This window comes from Flagellimonas marinaquae (genome assembly GCF_023716465.1).
Taxonomy (GTDB): Bacteria; Bacteroidota; Bacteroidia; order Flavobacteriales; family Flavobacteriaceae; genus Flagellimonas; species Flagellimonas alginolytica.
Genome location: NZ_CP092415.1, coordinates 878,094 through 902,500, shown reverse-complemented (window position 1 = coordinate 902,500; position 24,407 = coordinate 878,094). Strand labels below are relative to the sequence as shown.

General features: G+C 41.3%; 20 protein-coding genes (1 of these 20 only partly in view). 8 read left to right on the top strand and 12 right to left on the bottom strand.

The genetic code is table 11. The annotated features are described in order from the left end of the window. The 5 genes in view from MJO53_RS04185 to MJO53_RS04165 are tightly spaced (at most 10 nt apart) and all read right to left on the bottom strand, a layout consistent with a single transcriptional unit that may run on beyond the window. Nucleotides 1–1,241, bottom strand: the start of a protein-coding gene (locus tag MJO53_RS04185) for a hypothetical protein (RefSeq protein WP_252080588.1). The gene continues 1,801 nt to the left of window position 1, outside the view; the window shows 1,241 of its 3,042 coding nt (coding positions 1–1,241); its start codon is at nt 1,239–1,241; its stop codon lies beyond the left edge, outside the window. A 3-nt stretch (nt 1,242–1,244) separates the two neighbouring features. Continuing rightward, nucleotides 1,245–1,898 carry a hypothetical protein gene (locus MJO53_RS04180; protein ID WP_252080587.1) on the bottom strand — a complete coding sequence of 218 codons (654 nt, stop codon included), beginning with the start codon at nt 1,896–1,898 and terminating at the stop codon, nt 1,245–1,247. Further along, the gene (locus tag MJO53_RS04175; RefSeq protein WP_252080586.1) at nt 1,886–2,815 is read right to left on the bottom strand and encodes a hypothetical protein; all 930 of its coding nucleotides are present in this window, start codon (nt 2,813–2,815) and stop codon (nt 1,886–1,888) included. Before MJO53_RS04175 ends, MJO53_RS04180 begins: the two co-directional genes overlap by 13 nt. Nucleotides 2,816–2,825: 10 nt before the next feature. Continuing rightward, the gene (locus MJO53_RS04170; protein WP_252080585.1) at nt 2,826–3,734 is read right to left on the bottom strand and encodes a DUF4412 domain-containing protein; all 909 of its coding nucleotides are present in this window, start codon (nt 3,732–3,734) and stop codon (nt 2,826–2,828) included. A gap of 7 nt (nt 3,735–3,741) precedes the next feature. Next, nucleotides 3,742–4,689 (bottom strand): hypothetical protein, encoded by a 948-nt coding sequence (locus MJO53_RS04165; RefSeq protein WP_252080584.1) that lies wholly within the window; start codon nt 4,687–4,689, stop codon nt 3,742–3,744. 319 nt (nt 4,690–5,008) lie between these two features. Here MJO53_RS04165 and MJO53_RS04160 point away from each other — a divergent pair, with 319 nt between their 5' ends. Next, a complete protein-coding gene (locus MJO53_RS04160; RefSeq protein ID WP_224837343.1) occupies nt 5,009–5,746 on the top strand; it encodes a LytR/AlgR family response regulator transcription factor in 738 nt (245 codons plus the stop codon). A gap of 7 nt (nt 5,747–5,753) precedes the next feature. Further along, nucleotides 5,754–7,253 (top strand): sensor histidine kinase, encoded by a 1,500-nt coding sequence (locus tag MJO53_RS04155; protein WP_252080583.1) that lies wholly within the window; start codon nt 5,754–5,756, stop codon nt 7,251–7,253. 72 nt (nt 7,254–7,325) lie between these two features. On the opposite strand, the gene MJO53_RS04150 is transcribed toward MJO53_RS04155, so the two are convergent. The 3 genes from MJO53_RS04150 to MJO53_RS04140 all read right to left on the bottom strand — a co-directional run bounded on the left by MJO53_RS04150 (nt 7,326) and on the right by MJO53_RS04140 (nt 14,758). Next, nucleotides 7,326–8,792 (bottom strand): glutamate synthase subunit beta, encoded by a 1,467-nt coding sequence (locus MJO53_RS04150; RefSeq protein ID WP_252080582.1) that lies wholly within the window; start codon nt 8,790–8,792, stop codon nt 7,326–7,328. Between the two features lie 8 nt (nt 8,793–8,800). Further along, nucleotides 8,801–13,306: a glutamate synthase large subunit gene (gene gltB, locus MJO53_RS04145; RefSeq protein WP_252081219.1), complete on the bottom strand. Its 4,506-nt coding sequence runs from the start codon at nt 13,304–13,306 to the stop codon at nt 8,801–8,803. Between the two features lie 309 nt (nt 13,307–13,615). Continuing rightward, nucleotides 13,616–14,758 (bottom strand): acyl-CoA dehydrogenase, encoded by a 1,143-nt coding sequence (locus MJO53_RS04140; protein ID WP_252080581.1) that lies wholly within the window; start codon nt 14,756–14,758, stop codon nt 13,616–13,618. Nucleotides 14,759–14,994: 236 nt separating this feature from the next. Here MJO53_RS04140 and nhaD point away from each other — a divergent pair, with 236 nt between their 5' ends. The 5 genes from nhaD to MJO53_RS04115 are packed head-to-tail and all read left to right on the top strand — an operon-like array spanning nt 14,995 to nt 19,616. After that, nucleotides 14,995–16,380: a sodium:proton antiporter NhaD gene (gene nhaD, locus MJO53_RS04135; protein WP_252080580.1), complete on the top strand. Its 1,386-nt coding sequence runs from the start codon at nt 14,995–14,997 to the stop codon at nt 16,378–16,380. 57 nt (nt 16,381–16,437) lie between these two features. After that, on the top strand, nt 16,438–17,130 hold the full coding sequence (locus tag MJO53_RS04130; RefSeq protein ID WP_224837349.1) for a MotA/TolQ/ExbB proton channel family protein: 693 nt from the start codon (nt 16,438–16,440) through the stop codon (nt 17,128–17,130). Between the two features lie 10 nt (nt 17,131–17,140). Further along, nucleotides 17,141–17,527, top strand: coding sequence for an ExbD/TolR family protein (locus MJO53_RS04125; protein ID WP_014032087.1), 387 nt, complete (start codon nt 17,141–17,143; stop codon nt 17,525–17,527). Then, a complete protein-coding gene (locus MJO53_RS04120) occupies nt 17,527–18,405 on the top strand; it encodes an energy transducer TonB (RefSeq protein WP_252080579.1) in 879 nt (292 codons plus the stop codon). The genes MJO53_RS04125 and MJO53_RS04120 overlap by 1 nt, the downstream gene beginning before the upstream one ends. Further along, nucleotides 18,405–19,616 (top strand): bifunctional folylpolyglutamate synthase/dihydrofolate synthase, encoded by a 1,212-nt coding sequence (locus MJO53_RS04115; protein ID WP_252080578.1) that lies wholly within the window; start codon nt 18,405–18,407, stop codon nt 19,614–19,616. The genes MJO53_RS04120 and MJO53_RS04115 overlap by 1 nt, the downstream gene beginning before the upstream one ends. A gap of 6 nt (nt 19,617–19,622) precedes the next feature. Here the strand turns inward: MJO53_RS04115 and MJO53_RS04110 are convergent, their stop codons facing one another. From MJO53_RS04110 to MJO53_RS04095, 4 genes are all read right to left on the bottom strand, one after another. Further along, nucleotides 19,623–20,357, bottom strand: a complete 735-nt coding sequence (locus MJO53_RS04110) for a LytR/AlgR family response regulator transcription factor (protein WP_252080577.1) — start codon at nt 20,355–20,357, stop codon at nt 19,623–19,625. A 22-nt stretch (nt 20,358–20,379) separates the two neighbouring features. Beyond that, nucleotides 20,380–21,225 (bottom strand): sensor histidine kinase, encoded by an 846-nt coding sequence (locus tag MJO53_RS04105; protein WP_252080576.1) that lies wholly within the window; start codon nt 21,223–21,225, stop codon nt 20,380–20,382. Nucleotides 21,226–21,441: 216 nt separating this feature from the next. Beyond that, nucleotides 21,442–21,777: a DUF4907 domain-containing protein gene (locus MJO53_RS04100; protein ID WP_224837355.1), complete on the bottom strand. Its 336-nt coding sequence runs from the start codon at nt 21,775–21,777 to the stop codon at nt 21,442–21,444. A gap of 77 nt (nt 21,778–21,854) precedes the next feature. Next, the gene (locus MJO53_RS04095) at nt 21,855–22,850 is read right to left on the bottom strand and encodes a Kelch repeat-containing protein (protein ID WP_252080575.1); all 996 of its coding nucleotides are present in this window, start codon (nt 22,848–22,850) and stop codon (nt 21,855–21,857) included. A gap of 225 nt (nt 22,851–23,075) precedes the next feature. Between MJO53_RS04095 and MJO53_RS04090 the strand changes: the two genes are divergently transcribed. After that, entirely contained in the window at nt 23,076–24,407 is a 1,332-nt protein-coding gene (locus MJO53_RS04090; RefSeq protein ID WP_252080574.1) for a DUF4270 family protein, read from the top strand.

Sequence of the window (24,407 nt, the reverse complement as noted above, 5' to 3'; positions counted from 1 at the left end):
GCGTCCATGGGACTCAGTTCGAGACGCACTTTTGGAAATGCTTGCGGCAGCACCCTAGCTTCAAAACTGTGAATTTTTTCAATTGCACCAGCTTCTTCTGACTCTGGTAAACTGGATGGACTGTAGGTTTCAAAAATCCGCTCACCTTCCATTGTGATAGGCTCTCCCATTACAGAGCGTTCCTCTGCAGTCCCATGTTCTTCATTTAGGCATTGGACGGCAAAACAGGGGGTAAAGTGGGCAATTTGAGACACGGTTTGGGTTGCTTGATCTGCTAAAGTCATATTGTTGAGAAATTGGACCTGTAATTGGTTTCCCAAAAGTTCGGACAACTTCCATGTTCCCGATAGCAATTCAGTTTCGTTCCAATGATCCAGTGCTCTACGGCAAGATAGGGTTAAGGTGATATCCTCATTGTTAATGGGTCTCATTTCTCCGGCTTCATAAAAATGGTTTTCGGTGTTGGTGGGGTGTAGGTTTCCAAATGATACCTCTGGGTCAAATACATGGGCATACTTTTCTTCTTCCCCATCCTTAAAAGCGACCGAGGGAACGGTATTTGCATGAAACCTAAAGTTTACAATACTATCCCGAATAAATTTTGGGTCGATTGTGCTGAGCAGTTTATTGGTGAGGGAATTAGCTTGTTCCAGCAGGTCGGGAATAACATCCACACCTCCCTGCGGAGCGGATATACCCAATGCCTTGTACCATTTTTTTATTTTATCTTCCGAGACAGGAGGCTCAAATTCTGGCATGTATTTTCGGAAAACTATTGCTTTTGCCTCTTCCAATGAAATACTGGTTTCCTCCATGATCACGCGAGCTTCGTATCCAGCATCCACTAACATGTCCTTTAAAATCTCTGCTTTCTCCCTTGGGGTTGCCAAACCACAGCGTAGCGCCATTGCTGTTCCATAAATGGAGCCATAAGCAGCATGGTGCAGAAAATCGCTTTGCCAGGGTAAAACCTGAAAACTATCCCTTACGAAATTTGTTATAGCTTTGGGATCTTTGGAGGCTACAAGAGTTTTGCGTCTGCCCATAAAATGGTCCGGGCTCTGTTCTAAGGCTTTTATCATATCTTCCCATACTGCAAAAGGAGGTCTGCCCAAATCTTCACTACTGCAGCTTTGAAGTAGTAACGGAGACAAAAAAACTCCGGTTCCCCCTAAAACCAATTGTCTAAAAAATTCCCGCCGGGATCGATCGTCCAAACCTGTCGTGCCTTGATTTTTCATTTGTTATTGACGTTCTAATTCTCTCAGTTTTTCCAATTTTAACTCCTGCACTATTTGGTCAAGGGATTCCCTAGTGAGTTCGTTAAGTTTTATATCCACTGCAAATCTTTCGTTATAGAACATGGATGCATTGAGTCTGTCCTCTTCTAAATAGGACACCTTGGCTTTTAAACCGTTTACGGTTTCCGTTTTGGTACTTCCCCAAGCACCTTTGTCGTTAATATTTAATGTGCTCGAAGCTCTGTATGGAGCAACACCATTGGCACCCTTTTCACCGGCACCGTCTATGATCATGATCCGAATTCTTGTATTTCCCTGATTATAATTCGCCGTGCACGACCCAACACCAGGGAGTAGATTAATGGTAGATGATGTTAAGGGAAGTCCCAACATGGTCTCCGGCAACCAAGAGGCAAATTGTTCCTTGGTGAGAGGTGTTTTGTTCAAGAGGGAATTCTTGTTTTCTTCAAAAGATTTTGATGGTGTATTGGAGACCCCCGGTTGAGTAGATCCTTGTTCTTGGTTTTTACGGTTGTTTGGGTTGCAGGCAACCAAACAAAACACCGTTTGGATAATGAGTACTGTTCTTATGGTCTTCATAATGGTTTTAGCTAAAAAAATATTGGAGATGTATTTTATCGGTTTTAGTTGCTGCATTTGTAAAGGTTGCTGAGTTTTGCGATTTCAACCGTCTTAGTAAGCATAAATTCTGGAGTAAACATTTTGCCTACAAAATCGACCATGCTTGAAATTTCTTTCTGGGACCCTTTCTTGCCTTGAGTAAAGGTTTTAATATCTAATTGTTCATTGGCATTTTCAAACTTCTTATAAAGTTCAAGGTGCGGAAATTCATTCATGATTTTATCATCAAACTTTTTCCCATGATCTTTTTCCCATAATTTTTTTAAATAGTCTTTTTGCTCAGCAGATAGGCTTTCAAAAGATTTACCTTGCTGTTCTAGCACGGCAATGACATACTGTTCATAAGCTGCGTAGCTTGTAGCTTTTTTACTGGCATGTTCGTAAGCTTTCAATAGTATTTCATTGTCACTAAGTGGCCCAAAAAAATAATTTTTTATTCTCTGTTCATACCCAAGAATAACTTCTCTCTGTTCATTTTCATCTAAGATTTCATCGGAAAGCCCATAAAACTCTGTGGGACAATAATTAATGGTGCCCCCTGTCAAGAGTAAGAGTCCCTCAATGCCCAACCACTCTTTTTTTTCGCAGGCATTGCCGGCCAATTCAACTCTTCGGTCTGCATAGGCCAATGCTTCGGCATAGGCGCCCATTACCTGCAGACATTTTCCGGTATAGGACTCGTTTTCAAATTCTTTTAATGCTTGGCTTAGGTTTTCTATAAGTGCTTTAAAAGCTGGGTCATCGGTCTTCTTCAGTAATTTGTCGACCATTTGTCCCATGGATTGGTTGTCGGCTTGGGTTTCTGCTCCGCCTTGGGCTTCCTCTACAAAATCCATGGCGGTCTCCATTACATCGCCCATATCGAATTCTTGGGCTTGCGGATGGGTAGTGGATATGATTAGGAATACTATATAAAAAACTATATTTTTCATACTAATATTTTTATGGGTTGGATGAGATATAATCCGCTTTTGCCAATACGAAGTCTTCTTGGATCAGTTCGGTGCATACCATGCTGAAATTGTCCTTTTTCTTTTTGGCGGATTCGAACTGCATTTCCATGAACATGGTATTGTTGCCAATGGGCAGGCCTGTTGTGGGTATGCTTTCTGCCTGTCCCATGCCTCCCAAGAATCCCACTGGGGTCTCATCGGTTAGCCAAATTTTTGAAATTCCTTCCTTGCTTGTGATTTGATACCCCTGGCACGTATATCCGAGTATGGTTTTGTTCCCAATCGGTGTGATCTGCACGTCATCTGAGTTGGACTTTTGCTCCATTTTCTTGGCCATTTTTTCCATCATTTTTTTTCCTACGGGCATTTTCATGGCCGATTTACGTTCACCGTCATCCATGAACATTACAACCATTTTATTCTCCATGTCCATTATGGAAATACTGTTGGTGGTTCCCTGCTCTTGCCAGTTGCCAAAATACCTTTGGTCCGGTTCCATCCAATACTGAATTTCGGTTTCGTCCTTACGCGTGGTTATTTTCATTGTGGCCTTATATGAAAAGGTGTAGATGTCAGGTACTCCTTTCAGGTCCTTTCCCCCGAATAAACCGGCCATTTTTTGCTCCATCGCTTTGTTCTTGGCATCAGTTTGTTTTTTGGTAGGCGTATTTTTCTCTGTTTCACCAATGCTCTTAGGAGTCTTTTTGCCTTTTTTTCCTTGGGTAATGGAATCGATGGCGCGGTCCGTTCCTTTTGAGACTTCTTTATCGGTTCGTTCCAAAACGGTGCGCTCTACAGCGTCTTTGGCTTTCTTCTTTAGTTTTTTAAAAAATTGGGCATTTGATTGACCCATGATTAAAAAACATATCAGTGTTGAAATAAGTGTTCTTGCTTTCATGGTTTGTTTATTTAATTGTGAATTTGTACATCATATTTTTTTCGTTGGCATGGGGAACTTCGGAGATCAGTATGTAGTTGCCCGGTGTTAGCTCGGTTTCAAAAAATCCATATCCTCCCGCTGGCAGATTGTTCATTCCGCCCAAAAAAGTGAATCCCTTTGGGGCAGGGGTGCGCAATCCCCTTGGATTCATCCAGTTCATCCAATGTACCAGGGAATCCAATGATGCCGTTGAATCATATTTAACCAGATTAACATCATGTCCCAAAAAATGTTCATGAGTCGACTGGTCCCTAAATGTGATCTTGAATACCTGTTTGCCCTTTGGAATATTGTCTGCGACCAAGATGCCTGCTTTGCTTGAAATTTCAATAGCAACCGTTTCTATTGGTGGCGCCAGATCGGTGTTTGTTCCTGTGACGATAATTTCTTTGTACATACCGTGCGAAGTATGCCACGTGCCGTCGGCCATTTTCACATAACATTCCATTATATAAAGCCCAGGCTCAAGATAGATAGTACTTATTGCAGTTTTATTGGGTGAAATAAGGCCTGTGCCGCCCATATATTTAATTTCTTGGAACCATGCAGGCAGTTTTCCGAAAGCGGTAACTGCGCTTTCCATATCATTATTCATTATAAGTTTCATTCCTTCTTCGAAAGGAGGCAGTACTTCGTTTTTGGTATTTCTGGCATTCTTTCCTTCGGGATATAGATCCATTAATATAAAGTGGACTTCAGTGGACTCGTTGGTGTATTTAAAAGTGTTCCAGCCCGAATTAAGGGTGTCTTTTACTATAAAGTCCATTCCAATGCTCTTTACATGGACCACACCAGGTTGAGTAACGGACCGTGATAGGTCGATACTTTTTTCTTTTCTGTCCAGGTTCTTTTTTTGGCGTTTGCAGGATAGAAGGACAACTATCAAAGTCAGTAGGATGCATAGTGTTCTCATAACAAGGGAAATTCGGTTTTTTGTATATTGAAATTCTGTATTGTTATTGGCCATACACGGGTCAAAACAGAATGGGAGAACTCTGACCAAAGCTAATCAGTGATCATCATTTTTAAAGGCTGTTGCTAGGCACTGAGGTATGGATTGTATTTTCTGTGGAAAGTATTATGTAGTTGGCAAAAAAAAGTCTCAGAGCACTGAGGAATACCATAAAAAGCACCTTTCTATCGAACTATGTGCCCAATCCTACTGAATATGTAATGGTTACGATGAATGTTGCCTTATTGATTATCTTTATTAGGACTTAAGAATTCCAACAATGATCACGGCAATAATTGTAGATGATGAGTACAATGCAATAAAAAACCTGGCTTGGGAAATAGAGAGGTTTTGTGATGATGTAAAAGTACTCGATACTTTTACCGATCCCATGGAAGCTATTTCTGCAATAAACTATTTGAAACCAGACTGTGTTTTCTTGGATATTGAAATGCCGGAAATGGATGGTTTCGAGTTGTTGAACACCCTAAAATATCGGAATTTTGACCTTATTATAACCACGGCATACGATAATTATGCGATCAAGGCCTTTCGCCAGCATGCAATAGATTATCTTTTAAAACCGGTTGACTCCGACGATCTTAAAGAAGCAGTAAAAAGGATAAGAGGCAACAAAGGGCAGAATATGTTGGGAGCAGAGCTCAAAAGTGTTTTTAACGAATGGGCAGATCAGAAATCAAAAAAAATGGCCTTGCCCATGGCAGGGAAAACACTGTACGTAGATCCTGCGGAAATTCTCTATTGTAGAGCGGACGGCAATTATACCGAAGTCTTTTTTGGAAATGGAAAAAAAGAGGTTTTGAGCAAACGAATCAAAGACTTCGAAAAAATGTTGGGCTCCAGTTTTTTTAGGGTGCACAACTCCTACCTGACCAAACTAAGTGCTATTAAAGAATTTGTAAATCAGGACGGGCAGTACTTAATTCTAGAAGATGGGACCAATGTTCCGGTTTCCAGGTCAAAAAAAGGCGAACTGCTCAAAATATTAAACGGATAAAGCTACATTGGAACAGGGCTACTTAGAATATTTTTTTAACCATCCATTTCAGAACGGCTTCCTGGTATTCACCATTGGAGCACTTTTTTTGCTCACCGTCTATCATTTTATATTGTTCTTTCAGCAAAAGGATAAAATTTACTTACTGTACAGTGGTTATACCTTTTTTGTGATTCTTTCACAACTACGTCATTTGGAAGAGGGTTTTATTTATCAATTAATTGTTCCGATCAAGGATGTGGTTTGGTTTCCTGTGGTGTCAACAGAAATATATTATGGCATTTACGTGCTCTTTGCGTTGAAGTTTCTGAACATTAAGACACACTTTCCAAAGTGGAACAAGTATATGATCAAAGCTTTAAAACTCATTATGGTTTATTGTTTTATTGTTTTTGTGGTACATCTATTTAATGGGAATGATCAGCTGATAATGAACGGTTATTTTGTTTTTACCTTAATGATGAGCCTACTTGGAATTGTCTGCTATGTTCCATTTTTCAAAGTAAAAAGCCCTTTAAAATATTACATTATTGTAGGATCGTTCTTTCTGTTCTTTTTTTCTGTCCTATCACTTTTGATTTATTTGAAACAAATAGAAAAAGGTTTTCCCATTGAACCATCATATAGTATACTGTATGTTGGGTTTTTGTTGGAAAACACCTTGTTTTCGTTGGGATTGGGTCACAAACAAAAGTTGATTCTCGATGATAGGAACAGGTCTCAACAATTATTGATCGACCAACTCAAGGAAAATGAAAACCTTCAAATCAAGGTCCAGGACCAGTTGAAGGAAAATATGAAGGCTATGGAAATTAAGGCAGAGGCGGAGCGGTTAAAAGGACTCCAGACCCAATATGACAAAGAATTGGCCGAGTTAAAATTATTGGCATTAAGAAGCCAAATGAACCCACATTTTATATTTAATTCTTTGAATTCCATTAAGCGTTACATTATTGATAATGATAAGGAAAAGGCTGTTTACTACATGAACAAGTTCGCCAAGTTGATACGTAGAATTTTAGCCTCTACCATGGAAAAGGAATCTAGCTTGGCCGATGAACTGGAGACCATGGAACTTTATGTGAATATCGAAAATCTCAGGTTCAACAATGAAATCGAGTTCGCGATTACGTGTGGGCCGGATATAAATCCGGCAGGAATCAAAATACCATCACTACTTTTGCAGCCCTTTATTGAGAATGCCATATGGCATGGACTATCCCCTAAAAGGAGCAATAAGCAAATGTCCATTGAACTTTTAAAACATGGAGGCTCCATTATTCGGATAAAGGTAATGGATAATGGAATTGGTTTGCGTAGGTCAAAGCAGATCAAAGAACGCAAGGTCCATAAAAATAATTCCGTAGGGATAACCCTTTCTACGGAAAGATTGGAACATTTTTCAAAACGGTATCAAAGTAAGGGTGCCATTAACATCATAGATTTAGAAGAAACGAGCAAGGAATTGTCGGGTACACAAGTAGTAATCGACCTTCCTTATTTGTAAAGGGGTTTGCAATACGTAAAAACTCCCCAGTACACCCTGGAGAGTTTGTTTATTTAGTTGATCTATGTGTGCTTAAACCCTGGGAAGATCGCCCTCTCCCTTAAGTGGTAAGCCGGAGCTTCCCATTAAAAAGGTATCCACATGGTGGGCAGCTTCCCTACCTTCGGAAATGGCCCAAACAATTAAAGATTGGCCACGACGCTGATCCCCGGCAACAAATACGCCTGGCACATTGGTTTTGTAATTGGCCGCAGATGCTTTTATGTTGGTCCGTGGGTCAATTTCTAGCCCTAATTGATCGGCAATGGTAGTTTCGGAGCCGGTAAAACCTAACGCCAATAATACCAAATCACATTTCCATTCCTTTTCTGTTCCTTCAACTTCTTTGAGAGTGGGACGTTTTCCGGGTTGCTTGATCCACTCAACTTCTGCAGTGACCAAGCTAATTAGTTTACCGGTCTTATCCGCATTAAACTTTTTTGTGGAAATACTGAATACACGTTCCGCACCCTCTTTGTGCGAGGTGCTGGTTCGCAATCGCATTGGCCAAAATGGCCATGGCTGACCTTCGGGACGGTCAACGGTGCCTTTTGGCATAATTTCAAAATTGATGACGTCTGTGGCGCCTTGTCGTATAGAGGTTCCGATACAATCGGAACCTGTGTCTCCACCACCAATTACGATTACTTTTTTGCCTTTGGCGGAAATATCTTCACCTTTAAACGGAATGCCATCTACCTTTCTATTGTTCTGTGGCAAAAAGTCCATGGCCTGCACCACGCCTTTAGCATCTGAGCCAGGAATTGGAAGAGTACGTCTAACAGTAGCTCCACCACAAAGAACTATAGAATCATATTCTTGCTGCAGTTCTGTTGCTGTAATATCGACGCCAACATGAACGCCTGTTTTAAATTCGACACCTTCTTTTTCCATTACCTCCAAACGGCGATCGATTACATTTTTCTCCATCTTAAAGTCTGGGATTCCGTAACGTAGCAGTCCTCCGATTTTTTCATCGCGCTCAAAAACCGTAACCGTATGGCCTGCTCGGTTCAATTGTTGAGCTGCGGCCAATCCAGCCGGTCCAGATCCGATAACGGCCACTTTTTTACCAGTTCTTGTTAGGGGTGGTTTTGGTTGTATCCATCCGTTTTTAAAAGCGGTCTCCACAATGTTTTTTTCAATGTTCTCAATGGATACGGGCGGTTCGTTAATCCCAAGAACGCATGCTTCCTCGCAGGGTGCGGGGCATAGCCTTCCAGTAAACTCAGGAAAATTATTCGTGGAATGCAGAATTTCTGCAGCTTTTTGCCATTTTCCTTGATAAACAGCGTCGTTAAAATCCGGAATCAGATTCCCTAGTGGGCATCCACTGTGGCAAAACGGGATACCGCAGTCCATGCAGCGGGCTCCTTGGTCTTTTAGTTCGTTTTCCTTTAATGGTTTTGTAAACTCCTTATAGTTTTTGATACGCTCTTTCACAGGAACGTATGTTTCGTCCTTTCTGTCAAACTCCAAAAATCCTGTAATCTTTCCCATGTCTAAAATTATAAGGTTTGCATTTTTTCTTCTTCCAATCTAATGAGTGCTTGGCGGTATTCTTCTGGGAATACTTTAATGAATTTGGGAAGGCATTTTTCCCAATTTTCCAAAATTCGTTGCCCCAACGGGCTCAAGGTGGCATTATAGTGGTTTTCTATCAGGTCTTTTAATTGTTGAACGTCCTTATCCTCATCAACAGGAAGCAGGTTCAAATGGTCGCCGTTGCAGTTTCGGCTAAATGTATTATCGGGATCGTACACGTAGGCAATTCCGCCACTCATACCTGCTCCGAAATTTCTTCCTACGGAACCAAGTATAACGGCAACACCGCCCGTCATGTATTCACAACCGTGATCTCCAATACCTTCAACTACCGCTTGTGCACCGGAGTTTCGAACACAAAAACGTTCTCCGGCCTTACCGTTTATATATGCTTCACCAGATGTGGCCCCATAGAGTGTTACGTTACCGGTTATAATATTGTCCTCTGGTTTTATGGTTGATTTAAATGGCACCTTAATGACCAATTTGGCGCCCGAAAGCCCTTTTCCAAGGTAATCGTTGGTGTTTCCGTTAACAACCATGGTAAGGCCTTTTGTGGCAAAAGCGCCAAAACTCTGTCCGGCAGAACCTGTGAAATTGAGTTTTAATGTATTTTCTGGCAATCCGTCTGCACCATATATTTTTGATATTTCGTTACTAATGATTGCTCCAACGGCCCTGTCCGTATTGCAGATTGGAAAATCCAAAGAGGTTTTTTCCTTTCTGAACAAAGCAGGGTGTGCCTTGCCGATAATTTCAAATTCTATGGATTTGTCTATATCATGATGCTGTTTTTCGGTGTTATGGAACTTAGTTCCTTCGGGCACATCCATCTGATAAAGAATTGGGGTAAGGTCTATACCAGCAGCTTTATAGTGTTCAATGGCTTTTTTTCTGTCCAGTTTTTGTACTTGTCCTACCATTTCATTCAAGGTTCTAAACCCTAGTTTTGCCATAATCTCTCGCAGTTCTTGCGCCACGAAGTACATGTAGTTCACCACATGTTCGGGTTTTCCCTTGAACTTTTTACGCAGTTCTGGATTTTGGGTAGCTATTCCCACAGGGCAAGTGTTCAAATGGCAGACCCGCATCATTACACATCCCGAGGCGACCAATGGCGCTGTTGCGAAGCCAAATTCTTCGGCCCCTAAAAGGCATGCAATGGCAACATCCCGGCCTGTTTTTAATTGCCCGTCGCATTCCAGGGTGACCCGATTTCTCAGGTCGTTCATTACCAATGTTTGTTGCGCTTCTGCAATGCCAAGCTCCCAAGGCAGGCCGGCATGTTTTAGAGAGGTCAGTGGCGATGCACCGGTGCCTCCATCAAAACCAGAGATCAAAATTACATCTGCCTTGGCTTTTGCGACACCTGCCGCTACGGTCCCCACGCCAACTTCTGAAACTAATTTTACATTTATTCTTGCTTCCCTGTTCGCAGATTTTAGATCATAGATCAGTTGAGACAAATCCTCTATGGAATAAATATCGTGATGGGGCGGTGGCGAGATCAACCCAACATACGGGGTCGAGTTTCTTGTTTTCGCAATGGCCGGGTTTACCTTAGGGCCGGGCAGTTGACCGCCTTCTCCTGGTTTTGCCCCTTGGGCCATTTTAATCTGAATTTCTTGTGCGCTGGTCAAGTAGTTGGAGGTTACCCCAAATCTTCCTGAGGCTACCTGTTTTATCGCACTGTTTTTCCAATCCCCGCTCTGACTTTTATAGAAACGAGCCGAATCCTCTCCTCCTTCACCTGAATTGCTCTTTCCTCCAATTCGGTTCATGGCAACCGCAAGATTTTCGTGGGCCTCCTTGCTGATACTGCCGTAGGACATTGCTCCTGTTTTGAACCTTTTTACAATTTCTGTCCAAGGTTCAACCTCCTCAATGGGAATCGGGTCATAGTTCGAAAACTCGAACAGTCCACGGATGGTCATTAGGTGTTTGGATTGCTCATTTACCAATTTGGAATACTCTTTATAAGTTTCCGGCTCGTTATTGCGTACCGATTTTTGAAGCATGGCTACACTTAATGGATTGAACATGTGCTTTTCACCATTTCTTCTCCATCGATACTCTCCGCCGACCTCTATATCGAGATTGGCCGCTACTTCCTTAGATTGGAACGCCTTGTTATGGCGTTTGGTAATTTCTTTTTCAATTTCGTAAAGTCCTATTCCTTGGATACGGGTAGGGGTGTTGGGGAAATATTTGTCCACCACTTTCGTATTTATTCCAATGCATTCGAACAATTGGGATCCTCTGTAAGAATTCAAGGTGGAAATCCCTATTTTGTTCATCACCTTTAAGATACCTTTCCCTATCGCCTTATTGTAATTTTTAATGGCCTCGTCAAAAGTATAATCGGTGATATTGTTTTCTTCTATTTGTTCTCCAATTATCTCATTTACCAAATATGGGTTGATGGCGCTTGCCCCAAAACCGAACAACAAAGCAAAATGATGTACTTCTCTTGGTTCAGCAGATTCTATAATTATGCTCAATTTTGATCGCTTGCCCAATCTTACCAATCCGCTGTTTACATAGGAACAGGCCAAAAGAGCGGGAATGGGGGCCATTTCCGTACTGATCATTCTATCGGATAGAATAATAATATTGGCTCCTTCGTCTATGGCATTGGTAGCTTGTTTAAGAATGGACTCCAATCCTTCCTCCAAGCCGTTGTGGCCCTTATTGATCTCGTACAGCATAGAGATCGAGACCACTTTGTAATCCGGGCTGGCATCGTAGTTCTTTATTTTATCCAGGTCTTCTTTTGAAATTACCGGGTTTTGTATTTTAAGCTTTCTGCAGTGCAGTTCGGAAAATTCAAAAATATTATGGTCGCTGCCCAGTGTTAAACTTATGTCGGTGATCAATTCTTCTCGGATACCGTCCAAAGGAGGGTTGGTGACCTGGGCGAACAATTGTTTAAAATAGTTGTAGATCAATTGTGGTCTCTCGGACAAAACAGCAATTGGGGTATCGGAACCCATGGAACCTATGGGCTCCTTGCCGTTTTGAGCCATGGGCATTATTATGGTATTAATATCTTCCTTGGTATATCCAAAAGCAGTTCTTCTGGTTTGTAATGGAAATTCTCCAAAGAAAACAGGGCAGTCGTTATAAGGTATGTCCCTCAAATGGACCAGATTGTCCGTGAGCCATTTCTTATAAGGATGTTTTTTGGCAATGGCTTCTTTGATTTCCTCATCGTTGATAATTCTGCCTTCCTCCATATTTACCAAGAACATTTTGCCCGGTTCCAATCTTCCATGGAATTCTATGTCCTCTGGTTCCAGTTCCACGACACCGGTTTCCGAAGACATGATCACATAACCCTGTTTGGTCACGGAATAGCGGGATGGCCGAAGACCGTTACGGTCCAAAACGGCACCAATGTAGTTGCCATCGGTAAAAGGTATGGATGCGGGTCCGTCCCAAGGTTCCATTAAGCAGGAGTTGTATTCGTAAAACGCTCTTTTAGATTCGGACATATCCGGGTTTTTTTCCCATGCTTCGGGTACGAGCATCATCATTACTTCCGGGAGTGAACGGCCGGTCATCAGCAATAACTCGACGATCATGTCCATGCTGGCGGAGTCGGACTTTGCAGGTAGGACCACAGGAAGGATATTTTTAATATCGTCCCCGAACCAATCGCTCTGCATAAGTTCCTCACGAGAACGCATGCGGGAGACATTGCCTCTTAGGGTATTTATCTCTCCATTGTGACACATATACCTAAATGGTTGTGCTAAATCCCACATTGGAAATGTGTTGGTGCTAAAACGTTGATGGACCAAAGCCAAACGGGTAACAACTCTCGGGTCCAATAGATCTTCGTAATATCTACTGATGTCCTTTGGTACCAAAAGCCCTTTAAATATGATGATCTTGGTGGAAAGGCTGGGTAGATAGAAAAAATCACTCTGAGAGAGTTTGCTATCGATAACCTTGTGTTCCGTTATTTTTCGGGCAATAAAAAGTTTAAGGTTAAACTGGAAATCGTCCGGGGCGTCTCCCTTTCCGACAAAAACCTGCATTACAAAAGGCTCGGTCTCTGCTGCAATTCGTCCAGGAACCGATCGGTTAACAGGTACGCTTCTCCATCCCAATAGTTCAAGCCCTTGCTTTTTTATGTTCTTTTCGAGAACTTTTAAACAAAAGTCCCGTTGATTCTCTTTTTGAGGCAAAAACACGTTTCCAACGGCATAATCCCCTGCATCTGGCAATTCAAAATCACAAACATCCTGAAAAAAAGCATGGGGTATATCGATCAATATTCCAGCACCATCGCCTGTTTTTCCGTCGGAACTTACAGCTCCGCGGTGTTCCAGTTTATCCAAAATTTCAAGAGCTTTATGGATAATGTCGTTGGATCTTATTCCTTTTAGGCTGCAAATAAAACCGGCACCACAGTTGTCGTGTTCAAATTCGGGAAGGTACAATCCTTGTTTTTTCAATCTCATCATTAACGAATTTTCTCAAAAATATCGAAAAAGATGAGAAAATATCAACAGAAATTCGATATCTATTGATAAAAATCAGTTTAAGAAGTGAAAGTGTGCAAAATGTGTAATATGGAAATATTTCTGTTCATAAATTATCATTCTGACAATTTAAGGGGCGTCCATATCTTTTATCCCTGTAAATTGAGGTGTCTAAAAGGGTAAATACTGCGCTATATGGGTATCTGCATTCAATTTAAAAGGGATGGGGGTAGGTAAAAATGGGGTGTATTTTTACACACCCCCTAAATGAAAGGGGGTGTGTAAGTATCAATCTTTTAAAATACTTCTGGAAATAACAATTTTTTGAATTTCGGAAGTACCTTCGTAAATCTGTGTTATTTTGGCGTCCCGCATTAATCGTTCTACATGATATTCTTTCACAAAGCCATTGCCTCCATAGATTTGTACGGCTTCTACGGCTGTTTCCATAGCAACTTCTGAAGCGTATAGTTTGGCCATGGCTCCGGACAAGGTGTAATCATTGCCGGTATCCTTATCGCAGGCGGCTTGGTACACCAAGTGGCGCGCTGCTTGTATTTTAGTGTGCATATCCGCCAACTTGAATGCAATTGCTTGGTGGTTGGAAATTTCCGTTCCAAAAGCTTTTCGTTCCTTGGAATATTTTAATGCCAATTCGTATGCTCCGGCTGCTATTCCCAAGGCTTGGGCCGCAATACCTATTCTTCCACCGGCCAACGTCTTCATGGCAAACTTAAACCCAAAGCCATCTTCGCCTATACGGTTTTCTTTTGGGACTTTAACATCATTGAACATTAAGGAGTGGGTGTCGCTTCCGCGAATACCAAGTTTATTTTCTTTGGGTCCAATATCGAAGCCTTCGGCTCCTTTTTCAACAATCAATGCGTTTATCCCACGGTGCCCTTTCTCTCTGTCGGTTTGCGCGATAACCAAGTACACTTCGGCCTGGCTCCCGTTTGTGATCCAGTTTTTGGTTCCATTTAATAGGTAGTGATCACCTTTGTCCAATGCCGTTGTTTTTTGTGAAGTGGCATCGCTACCCGCTTCTGGTTCGGACAGGCAAAATGCACCGATAATTTCACCGGATGCCAATTTGGTGAGGTATTTTTCCTTCTGCTCTTCTGTTCCATAGGTTTCCAGGCCCCAGCAGACCAAAGAATTGTTTACAGATACCATTACCGAAGCAGAAGCATCGATTTTGGATAGTTCTTCCATTGCCAATACGTAGGATAAGGTGTCCAGTCCGCTTCCTCCATATTTTTCGTTGACCATCATTCCCAGAAATCCAAGTTCCCCCATTTTTCTTACTAGTTCGCTTGGAAATTTTTGGGCCTCATCGCGCTCAATAACTCCGGGTAAGAGCTCATTCTGGGCAAAATCTCTTGCCGCCTGTTGTATCATCAACTGTTCTTCGGAAAGTGTGAAATCCATAAAACTGAAAGATTTTTAAAAATTACATACAAATATAGTTTTAGAATATTAATTTTCTATGGAAAAGGATGAATAAATGAGAATGATTGAATTTTTAACGATTCTTTTATTTGTCATTATTTTCCTTTCACATATTTTTATATCCTTAAGATTATGCGGAAATATTCATTTTGAATATCTTTAGCAATTCAGATAACTACTCTAAAAAATTATTCCTTAATTAAACCAATCTTCACATGGAAACCCTTTTAGTTGTCATTTTTGTAATTGGATATTTGGCAATTACCCTAGAACATAATTTAAAAATAGATAAACTTATTCCGGCTTTGGCGATGATGGCCATTTTATGGGCCATGATGGCTTTTGGTATCGATGGTTTCAACACTTGGTTCGATTCCGGAAACCATGCTTTGCTCGAAAATTTCGGTGCTTTTGGCCACGAAGAGAAAATGGAGCTCATGGAGGAGACCTTGTTGCACCATCTTGGCAAGACCGCAGAAATATTGGTATTCCTTATCGGTGCAATGACCATTGTGGAAATTATTGATTATTTTGATGGCTTCTCCACCATAAAATCTTTTGTGAAAACAAGGAGCAAAAAGAAGATTCTTTGGATTTTCTCCTTCTTGGCGTTTATACTTTCTGCGATTATCGATAACCTTACCGCAACTATCGTATTAATTTCAATTCTTCAAAAAATAGTTAAGGACAGGGAAGTAAGACTTTGGTACGCGGGTCTGATCATTATTGCTGCAAACGCAGGTGGGGCATGGTCTCCAATTGGTGATGTTACCACGACCATGTTATGGATCGGGGACAAAGTTTCCACCGCAATGTTGATCGAACATTTGTTGATTCCCTCTTTGGTATGTATGCTTATCCCTTCTTTTATTGCATCCTTCCTTCCCGCTTTCAAGGGGGAGATCGAGATGGAAGAAGATACCGGGGCAAAATCAAAGTTTGGACCTACCATGCTGTACTTAGGTCTGGCAGCTATTGTTTTTGTTCCGATTTTTAAAACCCTTACCCATTTGCCACCGTATGTGGGGATGATGTTGTCCTTGGCCGTGGTAGCAACGTTTGCCGAAATTTACAGCAATTCCAAAATTGCTATTTCGTCTGTGGATCATGAAAGTGATGCGGCAGCACATCATAGCCCGGTACATAGTGCATTGACCAAAATCGAATTGCCGAGTATACTTTTCTTTCTTGGTATTTTAATGGCGGTGGCCGCTTTGGAATCCCTGGGTCTGCTTTTCAATTTTGCGGAAGGTCTTAAACAGGGCATGCCATTATTGGGAACTGAGATGGCAGGTACGCAAGTGTCGGATTTAGTGGTAATATTATTAGGTATAGGTTCTGCAATTATAGATAATGTACCGCTTGTTGCGGCAAGTTTGGGAATGTTCTCCGAGCCAATGGATGACCAGCTTTGGCATTTTATAGCTTACTCTGCCGGAACAGGTGGAAGTATGCTAATTATTGGCTCCGCTGCAGGGGTTGTGGCCATGGGAATGGAGAAAATAGATTTCTTCTGGTATCTTAAGAAAATATCTTGGTTGGCCTTTGTTGGATTTATCGCCGGAGCAATTTGTTACATGTTTATGCGATATTTGTTCTAAAAAATACTTTAGTTCAAAAATCTCCGTTATAATTGCAACTTAAATTGGGGATTTTATATGAATATTTTTCAAGAAGTAACGGAAGGCACTGAGGCAGCTGCTTCAATTTCCGAGGAAAAGACCTTGTCCGTAATCGATCTTATTGTAAATGGAGGCACAGGAAGCATCATAATTATTATGGTCCTTTTTGTGCTTCTTTTTGTAGCTATGTACATTTATTTTGAACGCATCTTTGCCATTAAGGCAGCGTCCAAAATAGATAAGAACTTCATGAACCAGATTCGCGACCACGTGATGAATGGTAAATTGGAGGCCGCAAAACTATTATGTGCCCAAACGGATTCTCCAGTGGCCCGCCTTACGGAAAAAGGTGTGTCCCGCATTGGAAAACCATTGGACGACATTAATACGGCCATAGAAAATGCTGGCACACTGGAGGTGTACAAGTTGGAAAAGAATGTTAGCGTGTTGGCCACAGTGGCCGGAGCGGCACCAATGATCGGATTTTTGGGAACTGTAATCGGTATGATTTTGGCTTTCCACGAAATGGCAAGTAGTGGCGGGCAGGCCGAAATGGGTTCCTTGGCATCGGGCATCTATACTGCAATGACCACTACGGTGGCCGGTCTTGTTGTTGGTATTATAGCTTACATCGGGTATAACCACCTTGTGAACAGGACAGATAAGGTTGTTCATCAGATGGAGGCCAATGCGGTAGAGTTCTTGGACCTTTTGAACGAACCTATATAAATCCTGGGCTATGAAACTGAAGGGAAGAAACAAAATTAGCCCTGAATTCAGCATGTCATCCATGACGGACATTGTGTTCCTGTTATTGGTGTTCTTTATGCTGACTTCCAATGCACCCAATGCATTGGATTTGCTATTGCCAAAGGCGAAGGGAAAATCGACGAACACTCAGAATGTTTCTGTTACCATTGATAAGGACCTGAAATATTTTGTAAACAACGAGCAAATCAACAAGGAATACATTGAAATTGAATTAAAAAAAGCACTAGAAGGTCAAGAAAAGCCAACAATTATCCTAAGGGCAGAAGAAAACGTCGCCATAAAAGAGGCGGTCAACGTTATGGACATTGCCAATAGGAACAGTTATAAGGTTATCTTGGCGGTGCGGCCTAAATAATGTCGTTCTTAGATACGAGACACAAGAAAAAATCTTTTACGCTTACCACTCTTTTGTTAAGCGCATTGCTGCTATTGCTTTTTTATATTGGATTGACCTATCTCGACCCGCCCATTGAAAATGGAATTGCCGTTAATTTCGGTACCATGGAATATGGTAGTGGAGAGGTGCAACCTACAGAAAGGGTGAAGTCCGAACCGAGAGAAGTGGAGAGCCAACCGGAGCCACATGAGTTTACTGAACCTGCCGAGCCGGAAGAGACTGTTGTTGAAGAAGCTCCTGTTGAAGAGGTGTTGACCAGCGACGATGCGGAAACCATTAAACTAAGGCAACAGCAAGAGGCTAAACGCAAAGCGGAAGAAGAGGCTCAAAAAGCCAAGGCCGAAGCGGAGCGGATCGCCCGCGAAAAGAGAGAGGCCGAAGAACGGAAGCGCCAAGAACAAGAGGCCAAAAAGAAAAGTGTGGATGCCTTGATCGGCGGAATCGGAAAATCCGATGGTACGGCCACGGGCAGCGAAGGGGACGATGATCGTGCTGGAGACAAGGGCCAACCTGATGGTGATCCATATGCAACATCCTATTATGGTTCTCCCGGAACCGGAACCGGAGGGTATGGTTTAAGTGGTAGGGCATTGGCCGATAATGGTAAAGTTCGTCAAGAATGTAATGAAGAGGGGCGTGTGGTAGTTCGTATTGTGGTAGATAGGTCGGGTAAAGTAATCAAGGCCGAACCAGGTGTTAAGGGAACAACGAACAATGCTCCCTGCCTTTTGGAGCCTGCCCGTAAAACTGCAATGCTCCACCGTTGGAACCCGGATTCCAATGCACCTGCGCAACAAATAGGATTTGTGGTAGTCAATTTTAAATTAGGCCAATAGTGACTTATAAAGAAACGTTGGACTGGATGTTCGCCCAGCTTCCGATGTACCAGCAGAGAGGTGCTGCGGCCATGAACGCAAAATTGGATAACATAATCCACTTTTGTAGTGTACTGGGCCATCCCGAAAAAAAATTTAAAAGTATACATGTTGCCGGGACCAATGGTAAAGGTTCCAGTAGCCATATGTTGGCTTCAATACTACAGGAAGCTGGGTATAAAGTAGGACTTTATACATCCCCTCATCTTAAAGATTTTCGAGAGCGCATCAAAATAAATGGAGAGGTTACAAGTGAGGAATTTGTAAAAGGATTTATCTCACGGCACCAACCTTTTTTGGAATATCACAAACTCTCTTTTTTTGAAATGACAGTGGGTATGGCTTTTGATTACTTTGCCCAAGAACAAGTTGAGATTGCTATTGTTGAGGTTGGGTTGGGCGGTAGGTTGGATTCTACCAATATCATTACACCCGAAGTGTCCTTGATTACTAATATAGGTATGGATCATACCCAATTTTTGGGCGATACTTTGGAAAAGATAGCCTTGGAAAAGGCGGGTATCATTAAACCAAATGTGCCAGTGGTAATTAGTGAGACGCAACCAGAAACGAAAATGATTTTCACCCTTATTGCCCATCAGCTAAAATGCAACATCGTTTTTGCCGATTCCGTGCCCAATGAGGGATATGAAACCGATCTGCTCGGTGAATATCAACAAAAGAATATCAATGGGGTTGTAACAACCATTCGCCAATTGAAAGGTTTTGATGTCCCGGAACATGCAATAGTTGTTGGTCTTAAAAAAGTGGTGGTGAATACAGGACTTTTAGGTAGATGGCAGGTTTTACAGGAAGACCCAATGGTGGTTTGCGATACTGCGCATAACAAGGAAGGACTAAGTTTGGTGCTCCAACAAATCAAAAAACAAACCTATAAACAGCTTCATGTTGTTCTTGGTTTTGTGAACGATAAGGATGTGAAATCTGTATTGGGGCTATTTCCAAAGGATGCCAAGTACTATTTTGTAAGGCCCTCCATACCAAGAGGAATGGATGTAGGGGTTCTTTTCGAATTGGCAACTGAACAAGGGCTAACAGGTGAAAAATTTGCATCTGTAGAAGAGGGGCGCCAAAAGGCCTTGCAAATGGCCGAGGTGCAAGATATGGTATATATAGGGGGCAGTACCTTTGTGGTTGCAGAGGTAGTTTAGTTGGTTTTACAGTCCCAAATTGTTCAAAAAAGTGGACTTATAGCTTTCCCCGATAGGAATTCTCATATCATTTATTACAATTCGATTTCGTTGTATCGTTTTAATGCAACCTATGTTGACGACAAACGATTTGTGTGCCCTCACAAATTGATGGGAAGGAAGTTTGTCCAGGATTTCCTTAAAGCTCATTAAGGTAAGTATGGCTTTGTTGGTGTCTCGCACATGAATTTTTAGGTAATCCTTTAATCCTTGAATGTACTCAATATCATCCAAATTTATTTTTATACTCTCGTACTCCGCTTTTACAAAAATATATCCGGGGTTAGTTGATTTGGATTCTCCGTGGGAAGGAAAAACATTGTCGTTTAAACTAACCGGAGATTTTCTGTATGCCAAAACTTCTTTTGCTCTTGAAATGGCTTTTATAAATCTATGGTAGGGGATAGGTTTTACCAAATAATCGATTGCGTTAAGATTGAAACCTTCAACGGCGTACTGTGAATATGCTGTGGTAAAAATAAACAGCGGGGTGTTGTCCAGTGAATTTATAAAATCTATTCCGTTTATTTGTGGCATTTCAATATCACAAAAGATCAGATCGATCTTTTTTTCCTTGATAACGGAGATGGCCTCCAATGGATTGGTAAAGGTTTCTTCCAGCTCAATAAAATCCATTTTTTGGCAATATTCTTTCAAAACGTCAATCGCCAAGGGCTCATCATCAATAATAATACATTTCATAACTGGGGATTTTTTAGACTTTTTACAGCTGCAATATTAAATCTACCAAATACATTTCTCCAGTATTGGTTATTTTAAGCTCGTGGGAGTTTGGATACAACAATTTTAAACGGTTCTTAATGTTCTCCAATCCAACACCAGAGTTTTTGTTGTGTCCTCTATGTGCACCTATTTTGTTTTCTACCTTAAAATGGATTGTTTTTTCTTCAATGAGAAGAATAATGTTTACATAGGTTCTACCTTTAAAGTCGGTCCCATATTTAAATGCATTTTCAATAAATGATATAAATAATAATGGGGGAACTTTTTTGCCTTTGTCCTCACCTGATATTTTCAGCTTAACATTGGCACTGTCCGATAGTCTTAATCTTTGTAACTGTACATAGTTCTTGATATACTCCAATTCCTTGTTCAGCGGAACCATATCGTTATCCGCTTCATACAGCATGTACCTCATCAATTCGGAAAGGGAAATTATTGCATCGGATGTCCTATTTGAGTTTTTTACCGAAAGGGAGTAAATGGCATTTAGGGAGTTGAACAAAAAGTGGGGATTTAACTGGGTCTTCAAAAATTGAAGTTCCGAGCTTACTTTTTCATTTTCCACTTTTTTTCTCAAATCTTCGTTCTTTCTCCATTCTATATATAGGCGCAGTAACCCGCTAACTATGATCGGTGCGCTTAAATTGATCAAGGTAAAGATGTGTCCCATAAATCTCCATGGTCGTCCAGGACCTCTTAGGGGCAAAGATTGATTTATATCCGGTCTAGGGAAAAATGGTGGGTTGTTCGGTCTAGGCGTAAAACCCAAGTGCACGACCAGACCGGCCACTACGATTAAAGATATGCACGTTATTAGATAGATCAATGTCCTTTTTTTTAACAACAATTGAGGGACCAGAACAAAATAGTTGAAATAAAAAAGAACAATGGTAAGGATCAGGCGAATCGGTAAATTGGGAGGTAGTTGCCTTAATTGAAAGAAGAAAGGGAATAGAAAAAAGCCATAAACAAGGGCCCAAAGAAATAGATGGATAAAAAATAATCGAATATGTCTTTTTTCGTAGACCATTAGATAGTAGGACTAATCCAATTTAAAAAGGTTTAATTGTGTTAGTTCTTCTTTTTTAATAATGGGTTGTGTGCCGGCATTAATTTTATCCATCACCAATGTGGCGACCTTTAGTGCGTCTTTTGCTGATCGGAAAGGAACCTTGCCCTGAACGGAAGGCATAAACTCCTGCTGTACCAAAAGTTTTTTCCCGCTAAATATTTGATAACCAAAACCACCATCCACCTTAATGGCCTTTTTGGAAAGCACAGCAGCTTCATTTTTGGTTTTGCTTGTAAGTTTGGTCGTACCAAAAAACAAAAGCCCTAAAATCAACAAAACGGAAAATAAGTTCGGAATCTTTTTCATGGTTTTAAATAAATTTGATTGGGGCCAAGTTTCTGACCTCTTGACCCCAATCGACACAAACTAGAACTGATTAAAAATTAATCTTCATCATCATATTCCTCAAAAGGACAAAATTCATCCAGATCATCCAGGTATAGTGAACCGGTGCGTCCCATCCCAATAAAGGCCCTAGAGGAATTGGAGAATACTATGGCATCTTGTCTACTAGATCCCTCAAAGTTGGTTTTCTCTTCCCATGTGTCGGAAGATGGGTCGTATTGCCAAACGGAATTGGTGGACCCATTTTGTTCGCCACAGGCAATATATCCATATCCATTGAGTTCAAACCCAAGTGCATTACTGCGTTCCACATTGTAGTCGTCCTCTTCGTCCAGATCTAATTTTTTGGTCCAAGATTCATCTGTAGGGTCGAATGCCCAAAAATCATCAAGGTATATTCCGTTGGAAACGCCGGTGCCAAGGTAAACGGTACCATTAATGGTAAATGTGGTCGCCGCTCTTCGTTTGTTGCCTCCAAACCCTTCTAATTCTGTCCAAGTATCGGTGCTCGGGTCATATTTCCAGAAGTCTTTCATGTCATTCTCTTCATCGTAGCCCGTGCCAAAGTATCCGTAGCCATTGGCGCTAAATGCTACAGCGTTTCTTCTAACAATGTCTGGTAGCGATGCTGTTTGGGTCCAGGTATTGCTGGAAGGATCGTAGGAGTAAAAATCGCCCAGTTCGTTTACACCGTCATATCCAGAGCCTATATAGCCTGTTCCATTAAGTTCAAAGCCAACGGCCGCATTTCTTTCTGTTCCCGGAAAATCAGCTTTTTGGGACCAATAGTCGCCCTCGATGTTATAGGCCCAGAACGAGTTTAAATAATCGTCCCCATCATATCCGGTGCCCATGTAACCGATATTGTCGATTACGAAACCGGCTACGCTACTTCTTGGTGTTCCGTCGAATACCGAGCGATCCACCCAGTTCCCTAATTCTTCGTCTTCTTCATCTGTTGAACATGCATTGATAAAAATTAAAGGGATTGTGAAAAAGAACACAAACTTTACTATTTCGATTGTTTTTCTCATGTGTTACAATTGAATTTTTTCCCAAAGTTAAATTGGACTTCTTGTCGATCGTAACGGAATATATAAATACATGGATTTAACATATGAATTAGTGGAATTGATCTACGAACGGGATTCTCGGGTTCATCGTATTTATTGGATTCTTCGTCATAAAAAAACAAAGGTTGGTCTATTCCCATTCCGCCCTCTTTAAACTCAGCCTACATTTGGATCAAACAAATAATTATGGGAAAGGTTTTTTGCTTTTTGAGCCTATCGATATTTGTATTGTGGTCTTGTAGTTCTGAAAATTATAATGCATCAGATTTTTTGGCCGGAGAAGAATTTACCGATAGCAATATTCGTGTTGCCCTGATCGATACGATCACCGTGGAAATTTCCACAATGAAGTTTGATAGTATTGTTACCAGCGAGTCCAGTAGGGTGCTGGTGGGTAAATATAACGACCCCGAATTTGGAGTGGTCAAGTCTTCTGCTTACATGGGATTGATGCCATCTTCGTATGTAATAGATTCCGATGCGGAATATGATAGTATTGCTTTGTATATGAAGTATGACTCGTACTACTATAACGATACGCTGCGGACCAATACGTTGCACGTAAAGCGATTGTCCGCTACCTTAAAACCGTCAGAAGGGGATTATCTTTATAATACCAGTGAAGCCGAATATTTTGAAGATGATATTGGTACATTGACCTTTATGCCCCGACCAATGGATGGTGACTCCTTGGAAATAAAACTCTCTGATGCATTGGGGGTAGATCTTTTTGAAAAGTTCCAGGTAAAGGAGATAACCACATCCGATCAATTTAAGGATTACTTTAATGGAATTGCACTTATTCCCGGCCAAACGGACAATGGTTCTGTGATAGGATTTACAAAATCTTCGGAATCTATTTTTGTACGCTTGTACTTTAGTGAGGCAGAAGAAACCGAAAGGGTACAAAGCTATTTGGACCTGAATATGGATGTGACATCTTCTCCTGTTCCATTTTTTAATCGCATCGAGTCGGAAAACGCCAACACAAACCTCGAAACATTATCAGATCAAGAAGTCAATCTCGATTCTAAGGATACAGGCGGACTTAGTTATATCCAATCGGGTGTGGGCATTGCCACCCGGGTAGAGTTCCCACATATAAAGAACCTATACGACATAAAAGGTCAGGGGACAATTTTGGATGCAGTACTCAAAATCAGGCCTTTATCGGGATCGTTTACCGATAATCTTATTCTAAAGGACTCTTTGTCCGTATACGTAGTTAATCAAAACAACGATTTAATTTCTCAATTGCTTGTAGAGGAAATCGCCCCCGTACAAGGTATTCTAAATCGGGACAATGAGGAGTTCAATGATATTTATTACGAATTTTCTTTGGGAAGCTATATCGAAGAGCTGTTCACAGAAGAAATGGAAACGGAAGAAGCATTGATCTTGTTGCCGGATAATTATAATTCCACGGTAGACCGATTTATACTAAATGGCTCTGGCAATACAGGGTATAGCACGGTAATGGAACTAACATTTGCGATTTATGATGAAGAAGACGATTAA